The organism is Enterobacter sp. Acro-832 (assembly GCF_011752745.1).
GTDB lineage: Bacteria > Pseudomonadota > Gammaproteobacteria > Enterobacterales > Enterobacteriaceae > Enterobacter > Enterobacter quasiroggenkampii.
The window spans coordinates 260355-285461 of record NZ_VWWX01000001.1 but is presented as its reverse complement, the minus strand read 5'-3'; the positions used below and the strand labels follow the sequence as shown (position 1 = coordinate 285461).

Sequence of the window (25107 nt, the reverse complement as noted above, 5' to 3'; positions counted from 1 at the left end):
AAGTCAGGCAAGCCAGGGCTCGCCCAGGGTCAGCATCAGGCGGTTGGCCCAGGCGAAGAACGCGGCGGACTGCACCAGGTCAAGATGGGCTAAGGTGTCCAGCCCCTCTTTTTCCAGCGCGGCAAGGTGCAGCGGCGTGGCGGCAGGCGGGGTTACCGACAGCGCTGCCGCAAAATTAATCTCCGCCTGCCAGCGCGCAGATTGCCCCTCGCTCAGGGATTGTCCTGGACGCACGGCCAGCAGGGCCTCTACCGCCGCGTCATCCTTTGACAGCTGGCTGGCTTTCCGCGCATGGACAGATGCGCAGTAGATGCAGCCGTTAATTTTACTGGCGACCGTTGCGGCCAGCTCGCGCTCGGCGCGCGGCAATCCCCCCGGCGTATAAAAAATCCCTTTATCCGTTAGCGTGCGCTGTTCAAGCACCGGCAGATTGCGTCCCAGCAGACGGAAATAGTCGGAATCGGTGTGGCCAAACTTCGCCAGTATAGCAACCTCGTCATCACGAAAATCTGCCAGCGGTTTGGCGGCGATCCACGGCTCCCAGCCCAGTTCCTGCTGGGTGAAGGCGACAGGAGCCGCCTTTCCGGTGGCCGTGGTGGCGGTCGTGTGCCAGACGCCTGCCGCCACCGGCGCATCGCTTGTGGCGACAGGCCTGTCGTTCAGCAGCCGCAGCCCGGCAATCAGTCGGCTCTGGAAGCTGACAAAGGCGATAAGCTGCGCCAGAGTCACGATGCCTTCCTTGCTCCATCCCGCCAGGGTCAGCGCCCTTAACGATGTCGGCGTGGCTTCGACGGGGGAGAAGGTCAGCAGGCGCGCGAAATTGAGCGCCGGGGTCAGACGGTCTGAGGTCGGGTCTGCCAGGCCAAACCCCGCATAGTGCGCGGCCAGCGCCTCCGCGTTGTGCCACCTCGCGACTTTTGCCGCGACGGCGAAGCGTTCGTCCAGCGCAAAATCGCTATCCTGCTGAGTGAATAAGATTTCGTAGCTGCCCTGTGCGTGGCGCGTGGCGGCGTCCCGCGTGGCGCGCGCCTCTGCCAGAGGGGAACCGGGTTTAATTTCCGCCAGCTCGGCGAGAATGTCGTGACTTAATGACATAGGTATCTCCTCAATGGATATGGGGGGCAATATGTTCGGCGATCAGTTCGATGGAGCGCAGCGTGTCGCGATGGGTGGGCTCGACCGAATGGACCTGGAATGAGATGTCCGTGGCGCGCCGGAGAACGGAATCGGCCTGCAGCGAACGCAGCACCGTCTCAGGCGAACCAATATGGGCGTCGAACTGGCGACGAAAATCTGTGACAGCGTCACCTTTAACCACGTGTCCGGCAGCGCGATGCTGCTGAGCCTGTTTCGTGAGACCCGGCGTTGCAACCTTCAGCGCATAGTCATCGCTGTCGGCGACGAATGCCGTACGAGAAGCCAGAATGCGCGGTGCGGTACCGGCGGGCAGTGCCTCAAGGTAGGCATCCACAATTGGGTTCTGGATCGCGTCGAGCGTTAAATCCAACTGCTCTGCCGGGCGCGGCTGCGTGCGGGAGAGCATTAAACCGTGTCCGGCTTGCGCGGCGCGAACGGCACCGTCGACGGAAAAGGTGGCAATCCAGATCCGGTCAGCGAGCTGTGGCGCTGGCGGGTAAAGGTGGTTATCCGGATGGGTGAGCGAATCCCCGCGCCAGGCGCTCTGGATCACATGTAGATGGTCGGCAAAAGCCGCGCCGCGCTGTTCAAACGTCAGTCCGAACGGCAGGAAAGAGGTCGGTGTGCCGCCCGAACCAAAGCCGACTTCGAGACGTCCATCAGCGAGTAAATCCAGCACGGCGGCATCTTCCGCCACACGCAGCGGGTTTTCCATCGGCAGGGTAATGATGGCCGTGCCCAGCCGAATGGTTTCGGTATGCGCCGCAACGTGGGCCAGAAACAACAGCGGCGATGGCAGGCCGCCTTCATTCTCATGGAAGTGGTGCTGCGCAATCCAGGCGCTGTCAAAACCGTGGCGTTCAGCGTGGCGGATCTGTTCTGTAGCCAGTCGATAGCGCTCTTTTGGCGTGACATCGTCAAGCAGGCGGGTGAAAAATCCCAGGCGTTTTCGCGTCATGCGAACTCCTCCGTAGCGGGTGAAAAATGGGGAATGGCGGCAATCAGCTCGCGGGTATAGTCGTTCTGTGGCGAGGTGAATAAGGTTTCGACGTCACCGTGTTCGACCACCTGACCGCTGCGCAGCACCGTGACGCTGTGGGCGATCCGGCGAACGGTGGAGAGATCGTGCGTGATGAACAGATAGGTTAATCCCAGCTGTTGCTGCAGCTGCTGAAGCAGAGCCAGAATTTGCGCCTGTACGGTGACGTCCAGTGCGGAGGTGGCTTCGTCCAGCACCAGAATAGTCGGCTCCAGGATCAGCGCACGGGCGATGGCCACGCGCTGGCGCTGCCCGCCTGAAAGCTCTCTGGCCGTACGGGTCAGGAGTTCGACGGGCAGGGCAACCCGCTGCGCCACGGTCTCCACCCGGGCCTTTCGCTCCGCCTTAGCGAAGCGAGAAAAATTCTTCAGGGGCTCTTCGATGATGTCAAACAGCGTCTGACGCGGGTCGAGAGAGGCGAACGGGTTCTGGTAGACAAACTGGATCTTCTGGCGCAGCTGACGACGGGCCTCGCGGCTGAGCGCGGTGGCATCAATGTCATCAATAATGACCTGTCCGTTATCCGACTGTTCAAAACCCAGCAAAATACGGGCGAGGGTGGTCTTCCCGGAGCCGGATTCACCGACCAGCGCATGGGTGCTGCCGCGTCTGACGTCAAACGTCACCCGATCCAGCGCCTGAAGCTGATGACCTTTACCCAGCGAGAACCGTTTGCTGATGGCGCGGGCGCGAATGGCCGGTGACGAGAGCGGAAGACCTGATACCGGGGCGATGGTCAGGCGCTGGCCCTGAAGATCGCTCAGTAGCTGACGGGTGTAGGCGTGCTGCGGCGTGCGAACGATGTCGGCGGTGTCGCCGTGCTCCTGAACCTCACCGTTGCGAAAAACCAGCAGCCTGTCTGCGCGCTGGGCAGCCAGCGCCAGATCGTGGGTGACAAACAGAACGGCAGTACCCGATTCCCGGCGCAGGATATCCAACAGATCGAGAATGCGTTTTTGCACCGTCACGTCCAGCGCGCTGGTGGGCTCATCGGCAACGATCACGTCCGGGCGCAGGGCAATGGCGATGGCAATCAGCACGCGCTGTTTCATCCCGCCGGAGAGCTGATGCGGATACTGCGTCATGCGCTGTTCGGGGTGGCTCAGGCCGACCTTTCTCAGCAGGGCGAGCACCTGCTCGTCACGCTGGAGAGCCGTTACCTTTTGGTGCAGCTGAATAATTTCCCCGACCTGCACGCCGATCGTCTTCACCGGGTTGAGTGAATTACCCGGATCCTGCGGAACCAGGCTGATTCGCGCCCCGCGAAGGGTATCGAGACGCTTCGCTGACCACCGGCTAATCTCCTCGCCGTTGAGCACGATTTTTCCCGCATCGCGCCGGGCGTTATCCGCCAGCAGGCCAATGATTGCCTGTGCCGTGGTCGTTTTGCCGGATCCGGATTCGCCGACAAAGGCCAGCATTTCCCCTCGCCTGAGGGTAAAGCTGACGTTATGTACCACCTCCCGCCACTGGCGCGCGGTACGGTAGCTGATGGTCAGGTTTTCTACCGAGAGTACGGTCATTTCAGGCCTCCGCTGAACTGCTGGCTGATACGGTTGGTGGCAAGCACGACGGCGATGACGACCACGCCGGGGAAGGTGGTTAGCCACCATGCGGTAGAGAGATAGTTACGGCCTTCGGCGATCAATAAACCCCATTCCGGTACGGGCGGCGGGGTACCGTAGCCGAGAAAGCTCAGCGTGGAGAGGGCCAGAATGGCCTGACCAAACTGCAGCGTGGCAAAGGCGAGTACGGCGGTTAAGGCATTGGGCAGGATGTGTCGCCACAGTACCGCCAGGAACGTCCCGCCGCTGCCGAACGCTGCCTCGACATAATCCGTATGGCGGATGCGCACCACTTCACCGCGCGCGAGGCGGGCGAAGCTGGCAATGGAGGCCACGCCGACGGCAATCGCGGCATTAACGGTGCCAAACCCGAGCAGAATAATGACCGTCAGCGAGAGCAGCAGAGACGGAATGGACAACAGCACGTCGACAAAACGCATCAGGAAAGACTCGACGCGTCCGGCGAACGCCCCGGCGATGACCCCCAGGCCGGTGCCTGCCACCAGCCCCATCGTGACGGCAGCGAGCGCCGCGCTCAGGGAGTGGGACGCACCATACACAATACGGGTATAAACATCGCGGCCAAGCTGATCGGTGCCGAGCCAGTGGCCCGCCTGCGGCGCCAGACGTTGCGCTCCGGCGATGCCCTCAATCGGGCTGTAGTGGGTTAACAGGCCGGGCGCCACGGCGGCAAAAAGCGCAATAATAATGACCGCCCATGCCAGCCACAGTCCCGGCTGCCACGCGACGCCCTGCCAGCCTGGAACGCGTTTTCGCGCGGCGGCAGCGTAATCGACCAGGCTCATGATGCACCTCCGGTAACGGTTTGCAGACGGGGATCCAGCAGCGGCATCAGCAGATCCACCAGCAGATTGATCAAGACAAAACCGAGGGCGGAAATCATGACCACCGCCTGAAGCACGGCGATGTCCTGGTTATTCACCGCCTGCTGGGTCAGCTGCCCGAGCCCGCTGCGGCCAAAAACGGTTTCCGTGATCAGCGCCCCGGCAATCAGCTCGCCCAGCAGCAGCCCGGCAATATTGAGTACCGGCAGCAGCGCGTTGCCGGTGACGTGACGCCACAGCACGGCGGTTTCACTCAGCCCTTTAGCCCTTGCCACGGCGACAAACGGCTGCGTCGCCACCTGGTCGAGGCTGCGCATCAGGATTTGTGCCAGCGGGGCGGAGATCGGGATCGCGACGGTCACGATCGGCAGGATCAGCCCCTGCAGCGGGGTCGGGTTAATCACCGGGATCAGCCGCAACTGGAAAGAAAAGAGCTGGATGAGGGCAATCCCCAGCCAGAACGTCGGTAAGGAGATAAACAGGACCGGCAGAGACTGGAGGGTATTACTTAGCCAGCGCAGACCCGGCAGGCGCGACGCAAAGGCCAGCGCAAACGCCAGCAGGACCGCGAGTAAAAAGGCGGGCAGGGCGAGGCTCAGGGTATCCGGCAGATTGCTGGCAATCAGCTCGCTGACCGGCACCCCGGCCTGTAACGAGTAGCCGAAATCCCCGCGCAGCATCGCCAGCAGCGTGTGGCCGTATTGCTGCCAAAGCGGGCTGTCCGCGCCGTAGGCCACGCGCATCTCCTCGATTTGCGCCGGGCTTAAGCCCAGGTCCGGGTTCTGAAATTTAATCAGCACCGCGTCGCCCGGCAGCACCTGGAGCAACACGAACGAGAGGGTAAAGGCGGCCCACAAGACCAGCAGCCCGTGCCCTAAACGTTGAAGAAGTGCGTGGCGCATCGTCAGCTCCTCAGTGTTTCTCTATCCACGCACCGTAGAACGACGGGCGGCCGACCGCTTCAAAACTGACGCCATTCAGCCACGGCGCACCGGCAAAGACCTGCGGCTCTTCGAAAATCGGAATGACGTAGGCGTTATCCAGCAGGTAACGCTGGGCATCGCCGGTCAGCTGCAGGCGTTTTTGCGGATCAACCTCTGAGGATATATTCACCAGCAGCGCATTCAGCTTGTCGTCACGGAAGCTTTTGACCTTGTCGCTGGAGCCGCCTTTTTGCAGCAGGGCGTCGCGGTTAGCGGGGTAGAACATGCTCTTCACCACGTCCGGATCGGCGCGGCCCACTTCGGAGACGGTTAACGGGGTTTTCAGCGGATCAAGGTTATCCAGCGTGCGGCTGCCTGCGTCGCCGGCTTTCACGCTCAGCGCCACGCCCACCTGACGCCACTGCTGGGCAACCAGCTGCAGCACCTCTTTATTTTGTGGCTGCGGCAGGGATTCATACACCGTCAGCGCCAGCCGCTGTCCATCCTTGGTGCGGATCCCGTCGCTGCCTACTTTCCAGCCTGCCTCGTCCAGCAGCTGGTTGGCTTTTGCCGGGTCAAAGGACAATTTGTCGCTGAGATCGACAAAGCCAGCGGCGGAATCGGCAATCACCGACTTCGCCTGCGGATAGTTAGCCGAGAAGAGGGTCTCAACCACCTGTTTTGCATTCGTGGCATGCAGCAGCGCCTGGCGCACGCGAATATCGGAGACCAGCGGGTTATCCGGACGGAAGCTAATGCTGTCGTTCACCCCGCGCGTCGGGGCGGCGTAGATTTTATAGCCCTGATCGGTCGCCTGCTTTTCGTCATACGCCTGCACCTGGCGAATAAAGTCGGCCTGACCGGCCAGCAGAGCGCCGACGCGCACGCTGTCTTCCTGAGTCACGATAAACTTGATGCCATCAAGATTGGCTGGCCCCTGTTGCGCCAGATTTTTGGGTCCCCACTGGTAGTCCTTACGCGCTTCCAGCGTCACTTCGCGACCCAGCTTCTCGTCCTTCACCACAAACGGGCCAGAGCCAATGATATGCCGGGCGTCACCCAGCTCTTCAAAATTGCGCTTGAGCGTGCTGAGCGAGACCAGGCCCGACCCGATGGTGGCGGTGCCCTGCAGGAATCCCGGTGACGGTTTTTTGAAGTAGAACTTCACGGTCAGCGGGTCGACCACTTCGCTGCGATCGTAGTTATTGATCACTTCTGACACCGGCAGGCGCTGCGCCTTGTTACCTAAGCCGTAGGTATCAAAGTTTTTCGCCACGGCGTTAGCATCCAGCGGCGTGCCGTCGGAGAAGGTAATACCGGGACGCAGTTTAAAGGTGTATTCGGTTTTATCGGCGTTGGTGGTCCAGCTTTCGGCCACCCACGGTTCGACCTGCAGCGTCTTTGGGTTCTGCCACGTCAGTTTGTCGGTGATCTGGTTCAGAATGCCGCCGTTCGGGTAGAAGCCGCCGGCAGGCGGATAGAGGTTGGTGTGCGCCTGTTGCTCCAGATAAATCAGCGTGCCGCCTTTAACAGGCGCATCCGCGGACCAGGCGGCGGAGGTCGTCAGAATCAGCGCCGTCAGCAGCGGCAGACGAAATGGGGTTTGCATGGTGAATTCCTTTGTTATCTTCTTGTTAGCGTCGGATTCATCATCGGGCGCAGGGGAAAACAAGGGAACAAAGGAATTAAGATAAGGATTGCCGGAAACTGAAAATATAAACGCCCCGTAAACGGGGCGAAAGCGAGAGCTAAACGAATTTCGCCAGCGGGTCCGCGGTGGCAAACGCGACCGCTTTATCCGCTGCTGGGGGATAGATCAGCTCGTGAGTGATGGCGATCTTGATCTTTTTGGCGTCATCCTTAACTGACTTAACGACCTGATCCCAGCCCTCGGTATAAACCGCACCCCATCCGCCTAAATCCAGACAGGTGACATAGTTCACCTGACGATAAGGGTAAGGATCAACGTTAAGCAGGCTGGCGGCCGCATTATGTCCGGCAAATTTCCCTAGCTGGATCGCGTGTTGGCAGGTCATCAGCGCCGTGTTGCCCGCATCGTCTGTTTTAGCATGAGCCATATCGCCGGTGGCATAGACGTCAGGATGTTCGGGGACCTGCAACGTCTCTGTCACAACCAGGCGGCCCTGGCTATCGCGTTCACCTATTATCTGCAGGCTGAGGGGATTTGCCTCGACGCCTGCGGTCCAGACGACGGTCGCAGCAGCAATACGTACACCGTTTTTCAGCGTTACGCCGTGAGCATCAATGGCTTCAACTTCACTCTTCAGCCGCCATTCAACGCCCAGCGCCTCACTCGCCTCTGCAATTGTTTTACGCAATGCGTCGCTATAACGGCCGCCAATGACTGGCCCCCTCTCAACTACGACTATTTTAATCTCTGTATTGTCACCAAAACGGGCACGCAGTCGGGCAGGTAGCTCCGTTGCCAGCTCGATGCCGGTAAAGCCGCCTCCGCAGACTACCACGGTGTTGCGCTCGGGCGTGGAGGGACGTAACGCCAGTGAATCAAGGTGACGCTCAAATACCTGTGCGGATTCCAGCTGGTCGATGTCAAAGGCGTAGTCAGCCAGGCCGGCAATCGGTGGGCGTTTGGTCTGGCTGCCCGTAGCGAGGATCAGCCTATCGTAGGAAGCCGTAGCATGAGCGCCATTGGACATCCGGTATAAAACGGTTTTCGCTGTTGTATCAATTTGTTCCGCGTGTCCGGCAATGAATGTGATATCAAGCTCGGCAAACAGGTCAGTCAACGGGGCGACCAGCGTTGACACCTTCTCCTCATAGAAGCGTGGCCGAACGCGCAGTTCGGGTAAGGGGGCCAGTACCGCAATCTCCAGACTGTTATTACCCTGCTGCTCAGAGAGACGTGCCGCGCTCACGGCTGCCCACATACCCGCAAAACCACTGCCTACGATTAAAATCTGCTTTTTCATATTCGATCCTTTCTCCCGCCAGGCTTCATGCCTGACATAACTGCCACTATACTTGTCGGAGTTAACTCCGACAACTTCTTTCTGAGTTAAAAATCGTTATAATGCTCCGAACACTAATTCGGAGTTAACCATGGCGTTTTACAGTTCCGGTGTGGAATACGGCATTCACAGCCTGATGTGTATGGTGGATGCGAAGGGCAACGAGCGTGAGATGAGCGTCCGGGAGATGGCTGCCTTGCAGGGCGTGCCGTATGACTACCTCGGCAAAATCTTCACACGCCTGTCACGTGCCGGGCTGGTCATCAGTACGGAAGGCAAGGGCGGGGGCTTTAAGCTGGCGCGTCCGGCGGAGTTGATCAGCGTGCTGGATGTGGCGCATGCCATTGACGGCGAGAAAAACATGTTCGAATGTCGTGAAGTGCGCCAGCGGCTGGCCGTGTTTGATGAAGCACCGCCTGCCTGGGTCTGCGACGGCCCGTGCGGAGTACGTTCAGTCATGGACAGCGCGCAGCAGCGGATGGAAGAGGAGCTCGCGCGTCATACTATTCTCGACCTGGCGCGTAAAATGTACCGAAAAGCGCCGGACACCTTCCAGATTGAGGTTCAGGAGTGGATTTCAGTTCGTCGTTCGTCGTAGCAATAAGCCGGGTAAGGCGTAGCCACTACCCGGCAAAAGGTGTTTACGAGCGTAAGTCGATCACCATACGGCCACGGATCTGGCCCTGTTCCATCTCTTTGAAGATGGCGTTGATGTCCTCGATCGGGCGCATCGTGACTTTCGGCACGACTTTACCTTCAGCGGCAAACTGGAACGCTTCCTGCAGATCCTGACGGGTGCCAACCAGCGAACCCACTACCTGAATGCCGTCCAGCACCAGGCGAGGAATGTCGAGGCTCATCGCTTCCGGCGGCAGGCCAACGGCGACCACGCGGCCACCGGCACGCACGGCATCCACCGCCGAGTTGAAGGCGGCTTTTGCGACGGCAGTGACGACGGCGGCATGCGCGCCGCCGGTTTTTTCCTGCACAATCTTAGCGGCATCTTCGCTGCGGGAGTTGATGGTGAGATCCGCACCCATGCTGGCCGTCAGCTTCAGCTGTTCGTCGTTGACGTCAAGGGCGATGACTTTGGCGTTAAAGACGTTTTTGGCGTACTGCAGCGCGAGGTTACCCAACCCGCCGAGACCGTAAATCGCAATCCACTGGCCCGGTTTAATACCCGATACCTTCACTGCTTTGTAGGTGGTGACACCCGCGCAGGTAATGCTGCTGGCCGCCGCCGAATCCAGACCGTCCGGCACTTTTACCGCGTAATCCGCGGTGACGATGCACTCTTCCGCCATGCCGCCGTCAACGGAGTAACCGGCGTTTTTCACGTCACGGCACAGGGTTTCGTTGCCGGAATTACAGTATTCGCAGTGCCCGCAGCCTTCAAAGAACCAGGCCACGCTTGCACGGTCGCCGACTTTCAGCGACTTCACGCCAGGGCCGACTTCTTTCACGATACCAATCCCTTCATGGCCCAGGATGACCCCGGTTTTATCGCCGAAATCACCGTTCTTCACGTGGAGGTCGGTATGGCATACGCCACAGCACTCCATCTTCAGCAGGGCTTCCCCATGCTTTAGCGGACGTAAGGTTTTTTCGGTAACGTTGACCTGGTGATCCTGAGTGACAACAGCAGCCTTCATGTGTATCTCCTTGTTCATGATAAGAATCTGCATAGCAGGTGTAGTACCTCTTAAGGATTAATACATTAGCCTGGTAATGCAAGGCTGCAGCAACATAATGTCATCATTTGATTCGATTTCAGATTAAGAATACGGCGTTCCTCTAATAATTAAGGGGGAAAATTCTGGCCCGGCGAGGCGCTCGCCGGGCGCAGACTTACAGCAGGGCTTCTATCTCCTCTATCTCTTTACGCCATTGCGCCTGCAGCTGCGGCTTTTGATGCTTCGGCTTACGCGCCAGATCGTTTTCCAGCAGAGTTTCCAGCGCGACCAGGCGTTCAAGCAGATCGTCATAAGGCGAGGGGCGATCCGTCGGCGCCGCGATGTCAGGCGCAGTGGATGTGACCAGCCCCGCGCGTTCACGCAGCCGCTCAAACACCGCTTCTGCATCGTGCCACTCGCTCAGTTTTCCCTCTTCAATCAGCCAGAAACGGTTGCAGCTTTGGCTAATTAACTGACGGTCATGGCTGACCAGCAGGACGCCGCCTTCGAACTGCTGAAGGGTATGCGCCAGCGCCTCTTTGCCTTCCATGTCCAGGTGGTTGGTAGGCTCATCCAGCATCAGCAGGCTATAGCGGGCAAGCGTCAGGCCAACGAACAGCAGGCGCGAGCGTTCGCCTCCGCTGAGCGTGCTGACCGTTTGTCCGTGACGCGCCCACGGGAAACCGGCGCTTATCAGGGCCATTTTGCGGTTCTGCGGATCCGGAGCGAAAGGCTCCAGCGCGTCGAGCAGCGTGGCGTTGTCGGGCAGCTGATTCAGCGTCTGGTCGTAATAGCCCGGCGACACGCGCGGGTGCAGCTTCAGCCCGTCGTGGGGCAGTTCATCGGTAAACTGTCGCCAGATAAGCTTCATCAGCGACGATTTACCGCAGCCGTTACGGCCGACAATCGCCACGCGATCGCCGCTTTTTAACCGCGCAACGTCGACGCTGAACAACGCAGGCAGGCCCGGAGCAGGGGGCACGTCAAGGTTTTCCATCTCCAGTAAACGGTCGGCCCGCAGCGCGTCGCCGCGAAGAGTTAGCGTCCACGGGCTACCTGCCGTGAGTTCCGTCTGGCTCTCCCTGAGCCGTTCGACCTGCTTTTCCATCTGTTTGGCTTTTCGGGCCAGGTCTTCGTTGTCGTAAACCTTGCCCCAGGTCGCCAGCCGCTTCGCGCTGGCGGTCACGCGGTCGATCTCCTTTTGCTCCGCCTTGTGGCGCTGCGCATCGCTCTCATCTTTTGCTTCAAGCGCTTTGCGTGCTGCCGTACAGGGAAGGGCAAAGTAGTGCAGCGTTTTATCGCGCAGGATCCAGCTGCCGTTGGTGACGGCATCCAGCAGTTGTCTGTCATGCGAGACCAGCACAAAGCTGCCCGACCAGTTCTGTAGGAAGTGTTCCAGCCAGAGCATGGTCGGGAGGTCCAGGTGGTTGCTGGGTTCATCCAGCAGGAGCAGGTCCGGCTCGTGAATCAGTGCCCGGGCCAGCAGCAGGCGGGTGTGCTGTCCGCCGCTCAGCGTGGCGGATTGCAGCATCGTATCCTGCGGCGTGAAGCCCATGCCTGCCAGCAGCGTTTCGGCTTTCCAGCGCAGGCTTTCCCGTTCAGTTGAGGGCAACTGGGCCAGGACGGCATCCAGCATGGTCAGCGGAAAAATAGCGTCCGGGAGATGTTGCTCCACGCGCGCCATCAGGCAGTGCCCGGCCAGCGAGACCGTTCCGGCGGCGGGGGAGTCAGTGCCGTCCAGCACCTTCAGCAGCGTACTTTTACCGCAGCCGTTGTCGCCAAGCAGGCCAATGCGGTCGCCTTTTTTCAGCGTAAAGGAGAGTGAGTCGAAGAGCGTGCCAAACGCCGTATCAACGCGTAAAGATTGTGCAGTGAGTAAAGTGCTCATTGTTGCTTACCCAAGAGTTACAGGCATGTTTATGCCTCGTCAAACATCGCTGACGATAACTCAGTAAGCCCGAGAGAAGGGATTTCAGGGGTTGGTGTCTTCGCTCAAGCAGAAGTTATCGCAGCACGATACCGATAACGCTTGAGCTGGTGCGATCACCAAATGTATGTGAAACATTGAAAATTTCACGATACAGCATAATTGGCCTCCTTATATATTCAGTGGGTTAATGGATGAAAGGAGTGTAGCGGGGGAAAAGGGGTTTGGCTAGTGGGTATTCGATGGTGCGGTTTGTTGCCCTCACCCTGACCCTCTCCCACAGGGAGAGGGAAAACAGCCAGCCCGTAGGCCCGGTAAGCGAAGCGCCACCGGGCGGAGCGGATTAAATCGACGTACGGCGATAGCTGCGGTATTCAGGCTTCCAGAAGTTGTCGTCGATGGCCTGCTGCAGCGCGTCGGCAGAGGTTTTCACCGCCACGCCCTGCTGCTGCGCCATTTTACCCACCGCAAATGCGATAGCGCGCGACACCTTGTGAATGTCCTTCAGCTCAGGCAGAACCAGACCTTCGCCGTCGTTGACCAGCGGCGAGTGGCCCGCCAGGGTCTCGCTCGCCGACATCAGCATTTCGTCGGTGATGCGGGACGCGCCGGAGGCAATCACCCCCAAACCAATGCCCGGGAAGATGTAAGAGTTGTTGCACTGGGCAATCGGATAGGTTTTATCCTTCCACACCACCGGATCGAACGGGCTGCCGGTCGCAACCAGCGCGTTACCTTCGGTCCAGGCGATGATGTCCTGCGGCGTCGCCTCCACGCGGGAAGTCGGGTTAGACAGCGGCATCACGATAGGGCGCTCGCAGTGCTTGTGCATCTCGCGAATAATCTCTTCAGTGAAGAGACCGGTTTGCCCGGAAACGCCGATCAGAATATCCGGCTTCACGTTGCGCACCACGTCCAGCAGGGAAAGGACTTCGTTGTCGGTATCCCAGTTTTTCAGGTTTTCGCGTTTCTGCACCAGCTTCGTCTGGAATGGCAGAAGGTTCGGCATGCCGTCGGTCAGCAGGCCGAAACGGTCCACCATAAAGACGCGGGAGCGGGCCAGCTCTTCGCTTAAGCCTTCGCGCTGCGTCTGGGCGATAATCTGCTCGGCAATACCGCAGCCTGCGGAGCCTGCGCCAAGGAAGACGATTTTCTGGTAGCTCAGCTGGCTTCCCGCTGCACGGCTGGCGGCGATAAGCGTACCCACCGTGACGGCTGCGGTGCCCTGGATATCGTCGTTAAAGGAGCAGATCTCATCGCGATAGCGGTTCAGAAGCGGCATCGCGTTTTTCTGCGCAAAGTCTTCAAACTGCAGCAGCACGTCCGGCCAGCGGTGCTTCACGGCCTGGATGAAGTCGTCGACAAACTGATAGTACTCGTCGTCGGTAATACGCGGATGACGCCAGCCCATATAGAGCGGATCGTTGAGCAGCTGCTGGTTGTTGGTGCCGACGTCCAGTACTACCGGCAGGGTATACGCCGGGCTGATGCCGCCGCAGGCGGTGTAGAGAGAGAGCTTACCGATTGGGATCCCCATCCCGCCAATCCCCTGGTCGCCGAGGCCGAGAATACGTTCGCCGTCGGTCACCACAATCACTTTGATATTGTGGTTAGGCACGTTCTGCAGAATATCGTCCATGTTATGACGGTTCTGATAAGAGATGAATACCCCGCGGGAGCGACGGTAGATCTCGGAGAAACGCTCGCAGGCGGCACCCACCGTCGGGGTGTAGATCACCGGCATCATCTCTTCAAGATGGTTTTGTACCAGGCGATAGAAGAGGGTTTCGTTGGTGTCCTGAATGTTGCGCAGGTAGATGTGTTTGTCGATTTCAGTTTTGAAACCCTGGTACTGGATCCATGCGCGCTCTGCCTGTTCTTCAATGGTTTCAACCACTTCGGGCAGTAAACCCAGCAGGTTAAAGCTGCTGCGCTCTTCCATGCTGAAGGCGCTGCCTTTGTTGAGCAGGGGGAATTCGAGTAAAACCGGTCCGGCGTATGGGATGTATAAGGAACGATGTTTTTTCAGTTTGTTGTCCATGTCACTCACTCTTTTTATGAAGATCCGTCCCTGACACTGCTGTTTGTCATCTTTCTGGCCTGTGCGATGGGGTGCGGTCCGGCGGTATTATAAAGGAGCTAAATATTAATTACCGCAACACATAAACAAAAACACCATCGGGATTACCGATGGTGTTCTGGATCTCAGTCTGGAACTTACTTGCCGGCGTGGCGTTTTCTGCCGGTAGCGTGAGTGACTTGGGTTTCATGGTCGCCTTCAATCACCACTTTACGCTGATTAGAAAGCTTGTAGTTCAGTCCCAGAATATGGCGTGCCTGACGGTTCGATTTCATATTAACTCCTCAATCCTGTTGATAGTTTTAAGGACCAGTTTGCTTACGCAAACGAAATGTAACCCCTTAGGTTGCAGATCCAGCTTAGCAGGTTTTTACAAGGGTGCGTTTTGCCCGCTGACGACGTAGTTAATGGTCTGCTGGTAGATGTCACTGAGGATGTCATTATCTGTGGATTCCACCCACTTGGTCAGTTCCATCAAAATGTCATCTTCAGTCACAGCACCGTGCTCGGCGTGAAGACCCTGTGCAATCGCGTTAACGAGTTCAGGTTGTGCTGCTGCGGTATTTGCCGGGTAATAAGTAAACATGCTGCCTCCGTGTCGTTGTCTGTTTAATGGTACGGCTCGCAAAAAATTTAATTCATAAACAGAATGGCAAATATTTTCCCGGTTGTGGCTCAGATTCATCTTAGAAATAAAAATGACATAAGTGTATGCTTTTGTGTGCTTTTGAAATGTGGGGGTAAATTGACGTGGCGTTGAGAGGATATTATGACGGTGCTCCTGCTATCACGAAAATATAGCAGGAGCAGAGTTTACATTACCACTTCATTTCGCCGGTATTCACCTTTGCGCTTAATTCCAGCGAGCTCTCTTCAGCCAGGTTCGGATACTGTTTTTTCAGGGTGCTGATGACGCCTGCAGAATCTTTATGAACGGATAAGGCTTTTTCAAAGCGCTGGAGATAGTCACGGGTAAAATCAATCGCCCCCGTCCCGGCTGGCGGGGTGCCCAGATAGTGACCCGGGATCACGCGCTCAGGTTTGTGCGCCGCCATATTCACCAGCGTTTCCTGCCACTGCTTACGGCTTTCCGCTGTCTGGGTGTCTGCCGTCCAGACGTGAATCCCCCAGGCTACCCCGGTACCGCCGAGGATGGTTTTCGCTGACGGGATCCACACATAGGCCGCGTAGCTGTCAGGCTGTTCGATATCGATCTTTTCCCCGTCCACCATAAACGTGGTGGAGGCGAGCACCTGCGGGACGACCAGCTCGGTTGGCGCACCGTCTTTCATCTGCGGACCCCAGAAGGCGAGCTTGGCGTCTTTGGTAGCCTTGATGTGGTCAACCACATGCTGCGTGGCCACCACTTTGGCGTTCGGGAAGGCTTTGACCAGCGGCTGCAGGCCAAAATAGAAATCCGGATCGCCGGAGGTGATCACAATCTTGTTCAGGGTCTTACCGCTTTGACGAATTTTCTCTACCAGCGCTTCGCCATCCTTCACGCTAAACTGCGCGTCAAACAGCACCGCTTCTTTCGGGCCGGAAACCAGCGTGGAGGAGACCGCGAAAATGCCTTTCTCCTGCGGGTTATAGGTATCAATGCTCAACGGTGCGGCAAAAACAGCCGGCGTGAAAAGCGTGGAAAGCAGGGCTATGTGGGTGAATTTCATGCTGTTGTCTCTGTTGTTCAGGAATGTCTCTATTGTACGGATATTCGCATTTGCCAGAATTCCTGAAACAGGACATGCTTAGTTTCATAAATCGAGCAGATGGAGTTGATATGGATCGCGTTATTGCCGCTCAGGTTTACAACCGGATATGCGAGCTGGGAAGTTTGAGCGCGGCGGCCCGCGCGCTGGGTATTTCCCGACCGATGGTGAGCCGCTACCTTGAACAGATGGAAAAGTGGGCGGGGACGCGTCTGGTAAACCGCTCCACGCGCAAGCTGACGCTGACTGCGGCAGGGGAAAAGGTGCTGCAAAAAACGCGGACGCTCTCGCAGATTTCGCAGGAAATTGAAGGCCAGTCAGAGAAAGATCTCCCGTCAGGTACCCTGCGGGTGGCCTGCGCGCACTTTACCGCGATGCACCTGATTGCGCCGGTACTGCCCGGTCTGCTCTCGCGCTACCCGCAGCTGCGCATCGAACTGGATGTGAACAACCATCCGGTCAGCCTGGTGGGAGAACGCATTGACGTCGCCGTGCGCATTACCGACAACCCCGAACCCGGCATGATTGCCCGCAGGCTGGGGGAGTGTCGCTCGGTGCTCTGCGCCTCGCCGGACTATCTGGCGCAGCACGGCACGCCCTTCAGCCCCGAAGAATTAGCCCGGCATAACTGCCTGCACTACAGCTTTTTTGCCGGGCAGTCCTGGCACTTCCTGACGCCGGAAGGCGAGAGCCTGAGCGTGGCCGTCAGCGGCAACCTGAGCGCCAGCATCTCTTCGCTGCTGATGGATGCGGCGATTAAGCACTGTGGTATTGCCATGCTGCCGGAGCGCGAAGCGCGTGCCGCGCTGGCGCAGGGAATACTGGTGCCGGTACTGGAGACGCTGGAGCCGAAACCGCTGGCCATCCATGGCATTTATCAGTCCCGGGAATACCAGCCTGCCGCGCTGCGGGTGTTCCTCGACGCGCTGGCGCACCATTTACTCAGTGACTAAGACTCGTCTGTCTTGCCCGCAAAATCCGGACAGCCTTCTATACTTAACCCTTTGTAAGCCAAAAGGAGAGCAAGAATGACTATTCATAAGCACGGTTCGGCACACTGGTCTGGCGACATTAAGCGCGGTAAAGGGACGGTTTCCACCGAGAGCGGCGTTCTCAATCAGCAGCCTTATGGTTTCAATACCCGCTTTGAGGGTGAAAAGGGGACCAACCCGGAAGAGCTGATCGGCGCGGCACATGCGGCCTGTTTTTCGATGGCGCTGTCGCTGATGCTCGGAGAAGCGGGCTATACCGCTGACGCTATTGATACCACCGCGGACGTCTCTCTGGATAAAACCGACGGCGGCTTTGCGATTACGAAGGTTGCCCTGAAAAGCAAGGTGACCGTCCCGGGCATCGCCCCACAGCAGTTCGACGGTATCATTCAGAAAGCGAAAGCGGGCTGCCCGGTTTCGCAGCTTCTGAAAGCCGAGATTACCCTGGACTACACGCTAAATTAACTCCCTGCCGGGTTTGCGCCCGGCTATCCCTTTAGTGCGGCGGGAAACACTTCCGCCAGCCACGCAATAAACACCTTAAGACGGTGCGTTAGATGCCGGTTCTGAGGGTAAACCACATGAAACGGATAGGCGGCAGGGCGCCAGTCGCTCAGGATCGCCGTCAGCGTACCCGCCTGTAAATACGCATTTGCCGAATACTCAAACGTCTGAACGATCCCCAATCCCGCTGCGGCAGCCGCCAGATGGGCATTACTTTCGTTTACGGCGAGATAATGCGGAATATTGATTTCCAGCGTCTCGCCGTTCTCTCTGAAGCGAAACGGAAATGCCCGCCCGGTGACGGGCGAGAGGTAGCTAATGAGCTTGTGGCCGTTGCACAGCTCCTGCGGATAGGCCGGAACGCCATGGTTTTTCAGGTAACCCGGCGTCGCGCAGGTAACCATTTCGGCGTTGCCAATATGGCGGGCGATGAGGGTCGAGTCGTTCAGCGGGCCGCCGCGGATGACGCAGTCTACGTTACCGCTGATAAGATCCACCGGACGATCGGCTACCCCAAGATCGATGCGGATTTCCGGATAACGCTGCATAAAATCCGGCAGCAGGGGAATAAGCACGTCCCGAGCGGTGGAGCCGCCCACGTCAACCCGCAAATGCCCTTTGGGCGTCGCGCGGGAAACGCGAAACGCGGTGTCGATATCTTCGATATCTATCAAGACCCTGAGCGCTTTTTCATAGTAATCCGCCCCTTCCGGCGTCGCGACCACCCGGCGAGTCGTCCGGTGCAGGAGACGTATCTCAAGATGCGCCTCAAGCGCTTTCACCAGCTTGCTCAGGGTGGCAATGGGCATGTTCAGCGAGTCCGCCGCGCGGGTAAAGCTGCCGGTTTCCACCACCCGGGTAAACGCGCGCATCGCCATTAGCTGGTCCATTAGGCCCCCCTGATTATTTCTGTGTGTGAATAGTCATTTTCATTTTTGCCGGTTTTTCACTAATACCGCAAGGGCTAAAGTTTGTCCAACGCAAACCCAACAAAAGGTAAATGACATGAACACGACTCTCTCAGGAAAAATCGCACTGGTCACCGGCGGCAGCACCGGCATCGGTCTTGCCACGGCGCAGGAGCTTGCTGCACAAGGCGCGAAGGTGTACATCACCGGACGACGTCAGGCCGAGCTGGACGCGGCGGTGGCTGAAATCGCTTCAACGGCAGTGGGCATTCGCGCTGACGTGTCAAAACTGGCGGACCTGGACGAGGTCTATGCCCGGATAGCCAAAGAAGAAGGCCGCCTCGATATTCTGTTCGCCAATGCGGGTGGCGGCGATATGCTGCCGCTGGGCGCGATAACCGAAGAGCAGTTTGACCGGATTTTCGGCACCAACGTCCGCGGGGTGCTGTTTACGGTACAGAAGGCGCTGCCGCTACTGTCCGCCGGATCCTCGATTATTCTGACCGGCTCGACGGTGTCCATTAAGGGGACGGCAAACTTTAGCGTCTACAGCGCCAGCAAAGCCGCCGTGCGCAACTTTGCCCGCTCCTGGGCGCTGGATTTGCAGGGCCGTGGGATCCGTGTCAACGTGGTCAGCCCAGGCCCGATCAAAACCCCTGGCCTCGGCGATCTGGTGCCGGAAGAACATCGTCAGGGGCTGTACGACGCGCTGGTCGCACAGGTGCCGCTCGGCCGTTTAGGCGCGCCGGGTGAGGTGGGTAAAGCGGTGGCGTTTCTGGCCTCCGACGCGGCCAGCTTTATTAACGCCACCGAGCTGTTCGTGGACGGTGGGATGGCGCAAATTTAACCCAGACTGCGCCAGCAGCGGACGTCACGGCCCTCGCGAGAGGGCTGTAACGGCTGAGGACGTTCGCACCCCTGCGCGGCCATCGGGCATCGGTCACGGAAAAAACAGCCTTCGGGCAGATGACGGTTGCCGGGAAGCTCCGTTTTGCGTAAGGCCAGCGTCTCATCCAGCGGTTCACCGGTGCGGGGAACCGAATCGAGCAGCAGACGGGTGTAAGGATGGCGCGGCTCCCCAAGTACCTGAGCGGCGCTGCCCAGCTCCACAATCTGCCCAAGGTACATCACCGCCACGCGGTCGCTCATGTGTCTGACCACCGAGACGTTATGTGAGATCAACACGTAGGTCAGATTACGCTGCTGTTGCAGGGTCACCAGCAGGTTGAGGATCTGCGCCTGCACGGAGATATCCAGCGCGCTGGTGGGTTCATCGAGCACGATGATATCCGGATCGGACGAGAGCGCCCGGGCGATGGCAATGCGCTGGCGCTGTCCGCCGGAGAAGGCGTGCGGAAGCCGGTCGAGATACTCCGGGCGAATGCCCACCTGCAGCGCCAGGTTTTCAGCCAGCTGACGGCGTTCGCGCTCGCTGCTGCGCTTTTGTACCCACACCGGCTCGGTGATAATGCGCCAGACCGGCAGGCGCGGGTCGAGCGAAGAGAGCGGATCCTGAAACACCATCTGCATGCCGCCCGCGTGGTGCGCCCGCTGGCAGGCGCCAGTGCTGGGCTTAAGCATGCCCATCAGCAGCTGGGCAAGCGTGCTTTTCCCGCAGCCGGACTCCCCGACAATGCCAAGCGTCTCTCCCCGACGGATCTCAAGGTCGAGCCCGTTGAGGGCATGCACCTGTTCCGTCACGCGGCCCAGCCAGTTTTTACGTGCCGCAAAATTGACGTGCACGCTATCCAGTTCCAGCAGTACATCAGACATGGGCTTTCTCCCGTTGTGGATACCAGCAGGCAGCCTGTTGGCCCTCTGCGCCATGGGGCTGTAAGCGCGGCGTTTCACTGCATTTCGCCCCGGCGGCAAAGCAGCGCTCGCGGAACGCGCATCCCTGCGGAAGCTGGCTGAGGTTGGGGACCGTGCCGGGGATGGCGGGAAGCGGGGCGCGCGGCTGGCCGTTTTCGGGCGCGCACTGTAGCAGGCCAATGGAATAGGGATGTACAGGCTGGTGGATCAGCGTTTGCGTGGCACCGCTCTCGATCACGCTGCCCGCATACATCACGTACATTCTGTCGCAGAGCTGGGACACCACGGCCATATCGTGGCTGATAAACAGCACCGAGGTGCCGCTGGCCCGTGCCTTGTGCTTCAGCAGGCGCAGCACCTGCAGCTGGACGGTGACGTCCAGCGCGGTGGTCGGTTCGTCGGCGATAATCAGCTCCGGCTCGCAGGAGAAGGCAAGGGCGATCATCACCCGCTGGCGCATCCCGCCGGACAGCTCAAACGGATAGCGCGCCATGACCGCTTTCGCATCCGGGATTTGCATCTCTTCCAGCAGGGTAATCGCCTTCTGCTGCGCCTCATGCCGGGAAAGCGGCTGATGCTGGCGGATCACCTCGACCATCTGTTTGCCAATTCGCCGCGTCGGGTTGAGGGCGGTCATGGGCTCCTGAAAAATCATCGCGACCTTTGCACCGCGCCACTGGCGAAGCTGTTTCTCGGACGCCGTCAGGACATTTTCGCCGAGTAATTTCACCTGACCATGATGAATACGGTAGCTGCCTTCCGGCAGCAGCCGCATGGCGAGCATGGCTGTCACCGATTTACCCGAACCGGATTCGCCCACCACGCCGACAATTTCACCCCTGCCGATCTCCAGCGAGACGTGGTTCAGCGCGTGGACCTCGCCGCGGAAAATCGGGAAGCTCAGATGCAGGTCTTCAATCTTGAGTACCGGATCGGTCATCACTGTTTACCTCCCGATTTCGGGTCCAGCAGATCGCGGATACCGTCGCCAAACAGGTTAAAGCCCACGGCGGTTATCAAAATCGCCGCACCGGGAAACGCGCAGTACCACCACTGGTCCAGAACGTAGTTACGGCCGACGGCCACCATCGCTCCCCATTCGGCGGTCGGCTGCTGCGCCCCCAGGCCAATAAACCCCAGCGTGGCGGCCATCAGGATGGCGCTGCCGATGTCCAGCGACGCCTGCACAATCAGCGGCGGCAGGGCGTTGCGCAGGATGTGCCAGCGGATCAAATGCCAGCGGGAGCCGCCAAAGGTGCGGGCGGCCTGCACGTAGGTAAACTGGCGCACCACCAGAGTTTGGCCGCGTGCCAGGCGGACGTAAAACGGAATGCGGACAATCGCAATCGCCAGCATGGCGTTAAACAGGCTCGGCCCGAGCGCGGCGGCCAGCGCCATGGTCAGCACCAGAGAAGGTATCGAGAGCATAATGTCCATCACCCGCATGATGACGGCGTCGCCGCGCCCGCCCAGCACGCCGGACAGACAGCCCAGCAGCGAACCGATGCCGCCCGCAATCACCACCACCGCCAGTCCGGCGGTAATGGACTGCTGGCTGCCCGCCAGCACGCGGCTGAACAGATCGCGGCCCACCTCGTCGGTACCAAACCAGTGCTGCGCAGACGGCGCCTGCAGGCGCGCGGTCAGATCCAGCGCGTTCGGGTCGTGCGGCACGATCCACGGTGCGGCCACCATAATGAAAAGCATCACAAGCATAATGACGCCGCCAACGATCGTGAGCGGGCTTTGACGCAGCATCCAGAACAGCTTTGCCCAGTTGATGCGTTGTCTGACGGGTTTAACCGGGACGGGCGTTTCCTGCGTTAACATCATTCGGCACCTCCGCGCCCAATTCGCGGGTCAATCCACAGGTAAAGCAGATCGACCACCAGATTAACCAGCACGTAGGCCAGCGAAACAACGACGGCAAAGCCCATCACGGCAGGGAAATCGAGCGCCTGAATGGATGTCACCACCCAGGCCCCCATGCCCGGCCAGGCAAAGACGGTTTCGGTCAGCACGGCGCCGTACAGCAGGTCGCCCAGCGCCAGCCCGAGCACGGTAATCGACGGGATCATCGCATTCGGCAGGGCGTAGCGCAGGACGATATACCAGCCGGGCAGGCCGCTGGCGCGGGCGGTGCGAATGTAGTCTTCGCTAAGCTGCTCCAGCATCGCGGAACGGACCTGACGCGCCACGATGCCCAGGTGAACAAACGCCAGCGTCAGCGAGGGCAAAATCAGGTGCTGCAGCGCATTGAAAAAGACCTCTCCGTTACCTTCCAGCAGGGCATCCAGCAGATAAAAGCCGGTGACGTGGGCAGGTGGGTCGAGCCAGTCGTCCAGCCTGCCGCCGCCCGGCAGGATCTGCAGGTGCCCGTAGAACAGGACAATGACGCCCAGCCCAAGCCAGAAGGCCGGGGTGGAGATCCCGGTCATCGCCATTAAACGTACCAGGTGATCCAGCCAGCGGTTGCGGTATACCGCCGACAAAATCCCCAGCGGCACGCCGATGACCAGCGCCAGCAGCAAGGAACAAAAGGCCAGCTCCAGCGTGGCGGGGAAAAAAGCCTTCAGGTCTTCCGCAACCGGACGGCCGGTCCGGATGGAGGTGCCTAAATCACCGTGGGCCAGGGCGTCCACGTAACGGCCAAACTGAACGTACAGTGGCTGATCCAGCCCCAGCTGCTGGCGGATGTTCTGCACGATGTCGTCGCTGGCGCGGTCGCCGGCCAGCAGACGGGCCGGATCGCCGGGGATCAGATGCGAAATAATAAAAGTGATAATACAGACACCGGCCACCACCAGGACTAACCCCCAGCAGCGCTGGCGCACGATGCTCCAGAACGTCATACACTTTCCCCCGGCGAAACGGTTACTTGCTCATGGTGGCGATGTTAAACACCTGCTCGAGCATCGGATTAAAGGTGAAGCCTTTGACCTCATTGTTCATCGCCAGCTGGTAATTCTTCTGGAACAGATAAACGTAGGCCGCCTCGTCGATGACTACCTTTTGCGCCTGCTGGTAATCTTTGGTGCGTTCCGCCTGGTCCGTGGTTTTCAGCGCGGCCTGCAGCAGGGAATCGACCTCTTTGTTCTCATAGAACGAGCGGTTGCCCGGCAGCCCTTTCTTGTCCGATTCGAACCAGTAGTTCATGAACATGTACGGGTCGGCAAAGTCCGGGCTCCAGTTGCCGATGGCGATGTCGTAATCGCCTTTGCCGACGCGGTCGCGCATGGTGGCGTTGGCCAGTTTTTCCAGCTTGACGTTAATGCCGATCTTGCCAAGGCTGGCCTGCGTTGAGAGCGCGATAGGCTCCCAGTTCGGATCGTTGTCAGAGTAGAGGAAGGTCAGGCTGGCGGGCTTGTCTTTAACCTTCTCCAGGGCCGCTTTGGCTTTGGCCTCGTCGAGGCTGTACTGCATGGCCGTGGCGTCAAAGCCCCACATGCCTTCCGGGATCGGGCCGCGCATCTGCTTGCCGTTGCCGCTCAGAATGCCTTTCACCATCCCCTGATAGTCCGTCGCCCAGGAGACCGCGCGGCGTAAATCGACCTGATTGAGCGGCGCTTTGCTGTTGTTGAGGTAGAGATAGGTCACGCGCAGGGACGGGTATTCGGCGACGGCGACTTTCCCTTCCTGCTTCAGGGCCGACAGCTGATCGACCGGCAGGGAGTCGGCAATGTCCAGATCGCCGCGGGAAAGCTGCAGGCGGCGCGACGCGCTCTCACCGATAATTTTCACCGAGACGCGCTTGAAGTGCGGCTTGTCGCCCGACCAGTGCGGGTTTGGCACCAGCACCAGCTGCTGGCCTTTCTGCCAGCTCTTCAGCATAAACGGCCCGGAGCCAGCGGTGTTTTGCGCCAGATAGCCGCGCGCGTCGTCCGCAGCATTGGCCTTCAGCACCGTCGGGTTAATGATGGAGGCGCCGTCGTTCGCCAGGGTGTAGAGGAAAGGCGCGAACGGCTGGCTGAGGGTGAATTTCACCGTATGGTCATCAACGGCATCAATTTTCAGATCTTTTGGAAAGGCTTCAGACGGCCCCTGGCTGAGCTTCAGCAGGCGTTCAAAGGAGAGTTTGACCGCCTCGGCGGTGACCGGCGTACCGTCGGAGAATTTGGCGTTATCCGCCAGGGTGAAGGTCCACTCTTTCTGGTCGTCGGAGGCTTTCCAGCCCGTCGACAGATCGCCTTCCACCTCGGTTGAGCCTGGCTTGTACTTGACCAGACGCTGGTAGGACGGATAGGTGACGGTCCAGTCGTTGTTATCAATGGTGATGGCCGGATCGAGCGTTTGTGGGTCGGCGGCTTTACCAATGACCAGCATGTCTTTCGGGACGGCAGCCAGCGCCAGCGGTGCACTCAGGGCCAGCGTGGCGGCAATGACGGTCGAGAGAAGCGATGTTTTCATGGCAGTGCTCCAGGTTTAAAGAGGGGTGTGCGTCAGGGGAAAACAGGCAAAACGGTCATCAAGCAGCGGGTAGCTGGCGGCGTTCGGCAGTTCGAAGTGCCACCATTCGCTGCCGATCCCGACAAAACCGCCGCCGAACATGATGGCGTTCAACAGCAGACGGTTGCGCTGGGCGTGGGGCGGCACGGAAGGGTGATACGGATGCGAGCGGTCATGCATTTCGTCAAAACCGGCGCCCATATCCAGCACGGCGTTATGCTCGTCCATCAGGGTCACGTCGATGGCCGTGCCGCGACTGTGGTTGGAGCCAATCGCCACGTCGACAACATATTCCGGGTTCGGGCAGGCCTCCCACAGCTGGGCCTGCGCCTGCTGTGGCCGATAGGCGTCGTAGACCACCAGCTTCAGTCCGGCCAGCGTGGCAATGCTGATGGCTTTTGCCAGCGCGGTGGCCGCGTCGGTATGCAGCAGGCACAGCGCCTCCTGGTAAATCGGGCGGCCGGTAATATTGTCGGCGGTGGCGTACTTCAGATCGATATGCAGCGTGGGGAACGTCTTCGCCACATCAATCAGTTCACTCTCTACGGGCATAGCTC

At 59.2% G+C, this 25107-nt stretch carries 24 protein-coding genes; 4 read left to right on the top strand and 20 right to left on the bottom strand.

Annotated elements, in window-relative coordinates; all coding sequences use genetic code 11:
• Positions 1–3 precede the first annotated feature (3 nt).
• The 7 genes from F3J31_RS01280 to F3J31_RS01250 form a co-directional block, all read right to left on the bottom strand.
• The gene (locus tag F3J31_RS01280) at positions 4–1095 is read right to left on the bottom strand and encodes an alkylhydroperoxidase domain protein (protein ID WP_167210832.1); all 1092 of its coding nucleotides are present in this window, start codon (positions 1093–1095) and stop codon (positions 4–6) included.
• A gap of 10 nt (positions 1096–1105) precedes the next feature.
• Positions 1106–2095 (bottom strand): putative FMN-dependent luciferase-like monooxygenase, encoded by a 990-nt coding sequence (locus F3J31_RS01275; RefSeq protein ID WP_167210829.1) that lies wholly within the window; start codon positions 2093–2095, stop codon positions 1106–1108.
• Entirely contained in the window at positions 2092–3699 is a 1608-nt protein-coding gene (locus F3J31_RS01270; protein WP_167210826.1) for an ABC transporter ATP-binding protein, read from the bottom strand. Before F3J31_RS01270 ends, F3J31_RS01275 begins: the two co-directional genes overlap by 4 nt.
• On the bottom strand, positions 3696–4547 hold the full coding sequence (locus F3J31_RS01265) for an ABC transporter permease (RefSeq protein ID WP_025910991.1): 852 nt from the start codon (positions 4545–4547) through the stop codon (positions 3696–3698). Before F3J31_RS01265 ends, F3J31_RS01270 begins: the two co-directional genes overlap by 4 nt.
• On the bottom strand, positions 4544–5488 hold the full coding sequence (locus F3J31_RS01260; RefSeq protein WP_047368609.1) for an ABC transporter permease: 945 nt from the start codon (positions 5486–5488) through the stop codon (positions 4544–4546). The genes F3J31_RS01265 and F3J31_RS01260 overlap by 4 nt, the downstream gene beginning before the upstream one ends.
• Positions 5489–5498: 10 nt before the next feature.
• Positions 5499–7118, bottom strand: a complete 1620-nt coding sequence (locus F3J31_RS01255; protein ID WP_167210824.1) for a TIGR04028 family ABC transporter substrate-binding protein — start codon at positions 7116–7118, stop codon at positions 5499–5501.
• A 139-nt stretch (positions 7119–7257) separates the two neighbouring features.
• Entirely contained in the window at positions 7258–8460 is a 1203-nt protein-coding gene (locus tag F3J31_RS01250) for an NAD(P)/FAD-dependent oxidoreductase (RefSeq protein WP_167210821.1), read from the bottom strand.
• Between the two features lie 130 nt (positions 8461–8590).
• On the opposite strand from F3J31_RS01250, the gene F3J31_RS01245 reads away from it, so the two are divergent.
• On the top strand, positions 8591–9097 hold the full coding sequence (locus F3J31_RS01245) for an Rrf2 family transcriptional regulator (protein WP_028013240.1): 507 nt from the start codon (positions 8591–8593) through the stop codon (positions 9095–9097).
• Positions 9098–9140: 43 nt separating this feature from the next.
• Here F3J31_RS01245 and adhP read toward each other — a convergent pair whose 3' ends face one another.
• From adhP to F3J31_RS01215, 6 genes are all read right to left on the bottom strand, one after another.
• Positions 9141–10151 (bottom strand): alcohol dehydrogenase AdhP, encoded by a 1011-nt coding sequence (gene adhP, locus F3J31_RS01240; RefSeq protein WP_167210818.1) that lies wholly within the window; start codon positions 10149–10151, stop codon positions 9141–9143.
• A 196-nt stretch (positions 10152–10347) separates the two neighbouring features.
• A complete protein-coding gene (locus tag F3J31_RS01235; RefSeq protein WP_167210815.1) occupies positions 10348–12060 on the bottom strand; it encodes an ABC-F family ATP-binding cassette domain-containing protein in 1713 nt (570 codons plus the stop codon).
• A 382-nt stretch (positions 12061–12442) separates the two neighbouring features.
• Positions 12443–14140: an NAD-dependent malic enzyme gene (locus F3J31_RS01230; protein WP_008501715.1), complete on the bottom strand. Its 1698-nt coding sequence runs from the start codon at positions 14138–14140 to the stop codon at positions 12443–12445.
• A 176-nt stretch (positions 14141–14316) separates the two neighbouring features.
• Positions 14317–14454 (bottom strand): stationary-phase-induced ribosome-associated protein, encoded by a 138-nt coding sequence (sra, locus tag F3J31_RS01225; RefSeq protein WP_008501714.1) that lies wholly within the window; start codon positions 14452–14454, stop codon positions 14317–14319.
• A gap of 95 nt (positions 14455–14549) precedes the next feature.
• Positions 14550–14765: a biofilm-dependent modulation protein gene (gene bdm / locus F3J31_RS01220; protein WP_013096534.1), complete on the bottom strand. Its 216-nt coding sequence runs from the start codon at positions 14763–14765 to the stop codon at positions 14550–14552.
• A gap of 232 nt (positions 14766–14997) precedes the next feature.
• On the bottom strand, positions 14998–15849 hold the full coding sequence (locus F3J31_RS01215) for a Vmh family MBL fold metallo-hydrolase (protein ID WP_048223329.1): 852 nt from the start codon (positions 15847–15849) through the stop codon (positions 14998–15000).
• A gap of 110 nt (positions 15850–15959) precedes the next feature.
• Between F3J31_RS01215 and F3J31_RS01210 the strand changes: the two genes are divergently transcribed.
• Both F3J31_RS01210 and F3J31_RS01205 read left to right on the top strand, forming a co-directional pair.
• Positions 15960–16841, top strand: a complete 882-nt coding sequence (locus F3J31_RS01210; protein ID WP_167210812.1) for a LysR family transcriptional regulator — start codon at positions 15960–15962, stop codon at positions 16839–16841.
• Between the two features lie 75 nt (positions 16842–16916).
• Positions 16917–17345, top strand: coding sequence for an OsmC family protein (locus F3J31_RS01205; RefSeq protein ID WP_008501708.1), 429 nt, complete (start codon positions 16917–16919; stop codon positions 17343–17345).
• Positions 17346–17368: 23 nt separating this feature from the next.
• Here the strand turns inward: F3J31_RS01205 and F3J31_RS01200 are convergent, their stop codons facing one another.
• Complete coding sequence (locus F3J31_RS01200) at positions 17369–18274, bottom strand: LysR family transcriptional regulator (protein ID WP_167210809.1); 906 nt, start codon at positions 18272–18274, stop codon at positions 17369–17371.
• A 115-nt stretch (positions 18275–18389) separates the two neighbouring features.
• On the opposite strand from F3J31_RS01200, the gene F3J31_RS01195 reads away from it, so the two are divergent.
• A complete protein-coding gene (locus tag F3J31_RS01195; RefSeq protein ID WP_167210806.1) occupies positions 18390–19139 on the top strand; it encodes an SDR family oxidoreductase in 750 nt (249 codons plus the stop codon).
• Here F3J31_RS01195 and F3J31_RS01190 read toward each other — a convergent pair.
• From F3J31_RS01190 to ddpX, 6 genes are read right to left on the bottom strand one after another with little or no spacing between them, the layout of a single operon-like run.
• Positions 19136–20065, bottom strand: coding sequence for an ABC transporter ATP-binding protein (locus tag F3J31_RS01190; RefSeq protein WP_045908778.1), 930 nt, complete (start codon positions 20063–20065; stop codon positions 19136–19138). The two genes, F3J31_RS01195 and F3J31_RS01190, sit on opposite strands and share 4 nt — an antisense overlap.
• Positions 20058–21044, bottom strand: coding sequence for an ABC transporter ATP-binding protein (locus F3J31_RS01185; RefSeq protein WP_167210803.1), 987 nt, complete (start codon positions 21042–21044; stop codon positions 20058–20060). The genes F3J31_RS01190 and F3J31_RS01185 overlap by 8 nt, the downstream gene beginning before the upstream one ends.
• Positions 21044–21937: a D,D-dipeptide ABC transporter permease gene (gene ddpC / locus F3J31_RS01180; protein WP_167210800.1), complete on the bottom strand. Its 894-nt coding sequence runs from the start codon at positions 21935–21937 to the stop codon at positions 21044–21046. The genes F3J31_RS01185 and ddpC overlap by 1 nt, the downstream gene beginning before the upstream one ends.
• A complete protein-coding gene (locus F3J31_RS01175) occupies positions 21934–22956 on the bottom strand; it encodes an ABC transporter permease (RefSeq protein ID WP_023619201.1) in 1023 nt (340 codons plus the stop codon). The genes ddpC and F3J31_RS01175 overlap by 4 nt, the downstream gene beginning before the upstream one ends.
• Positions 22957–22978: 22 nt before the next feature.
• Entirely contained in the window at positions 22979–24511 is a 1533-nt protein-coding gene (locus F3J31_RS01170) for an ABC transporter substrate-binding protein (protein ID WP_167210797.1), read from the bottom strand.
• A gap of 15 nt (positions 24512–24526) precedes the next feature.
• Positions 24527–25102 carry a D-alanyl-D-alanine dipeptidase gene (ddpX, locus tag F3J31_RS01165; protein WP_025911023.1) on the bottom strand — a complete coding sequence of 192 codons (576 nt, stop codon included), beginning with the start codon at positions 25100–25102 and terminating at the stop codon, positions 24527–24529.
• Positions 25103–25107 lie beyond the last annotated feature (5 nt).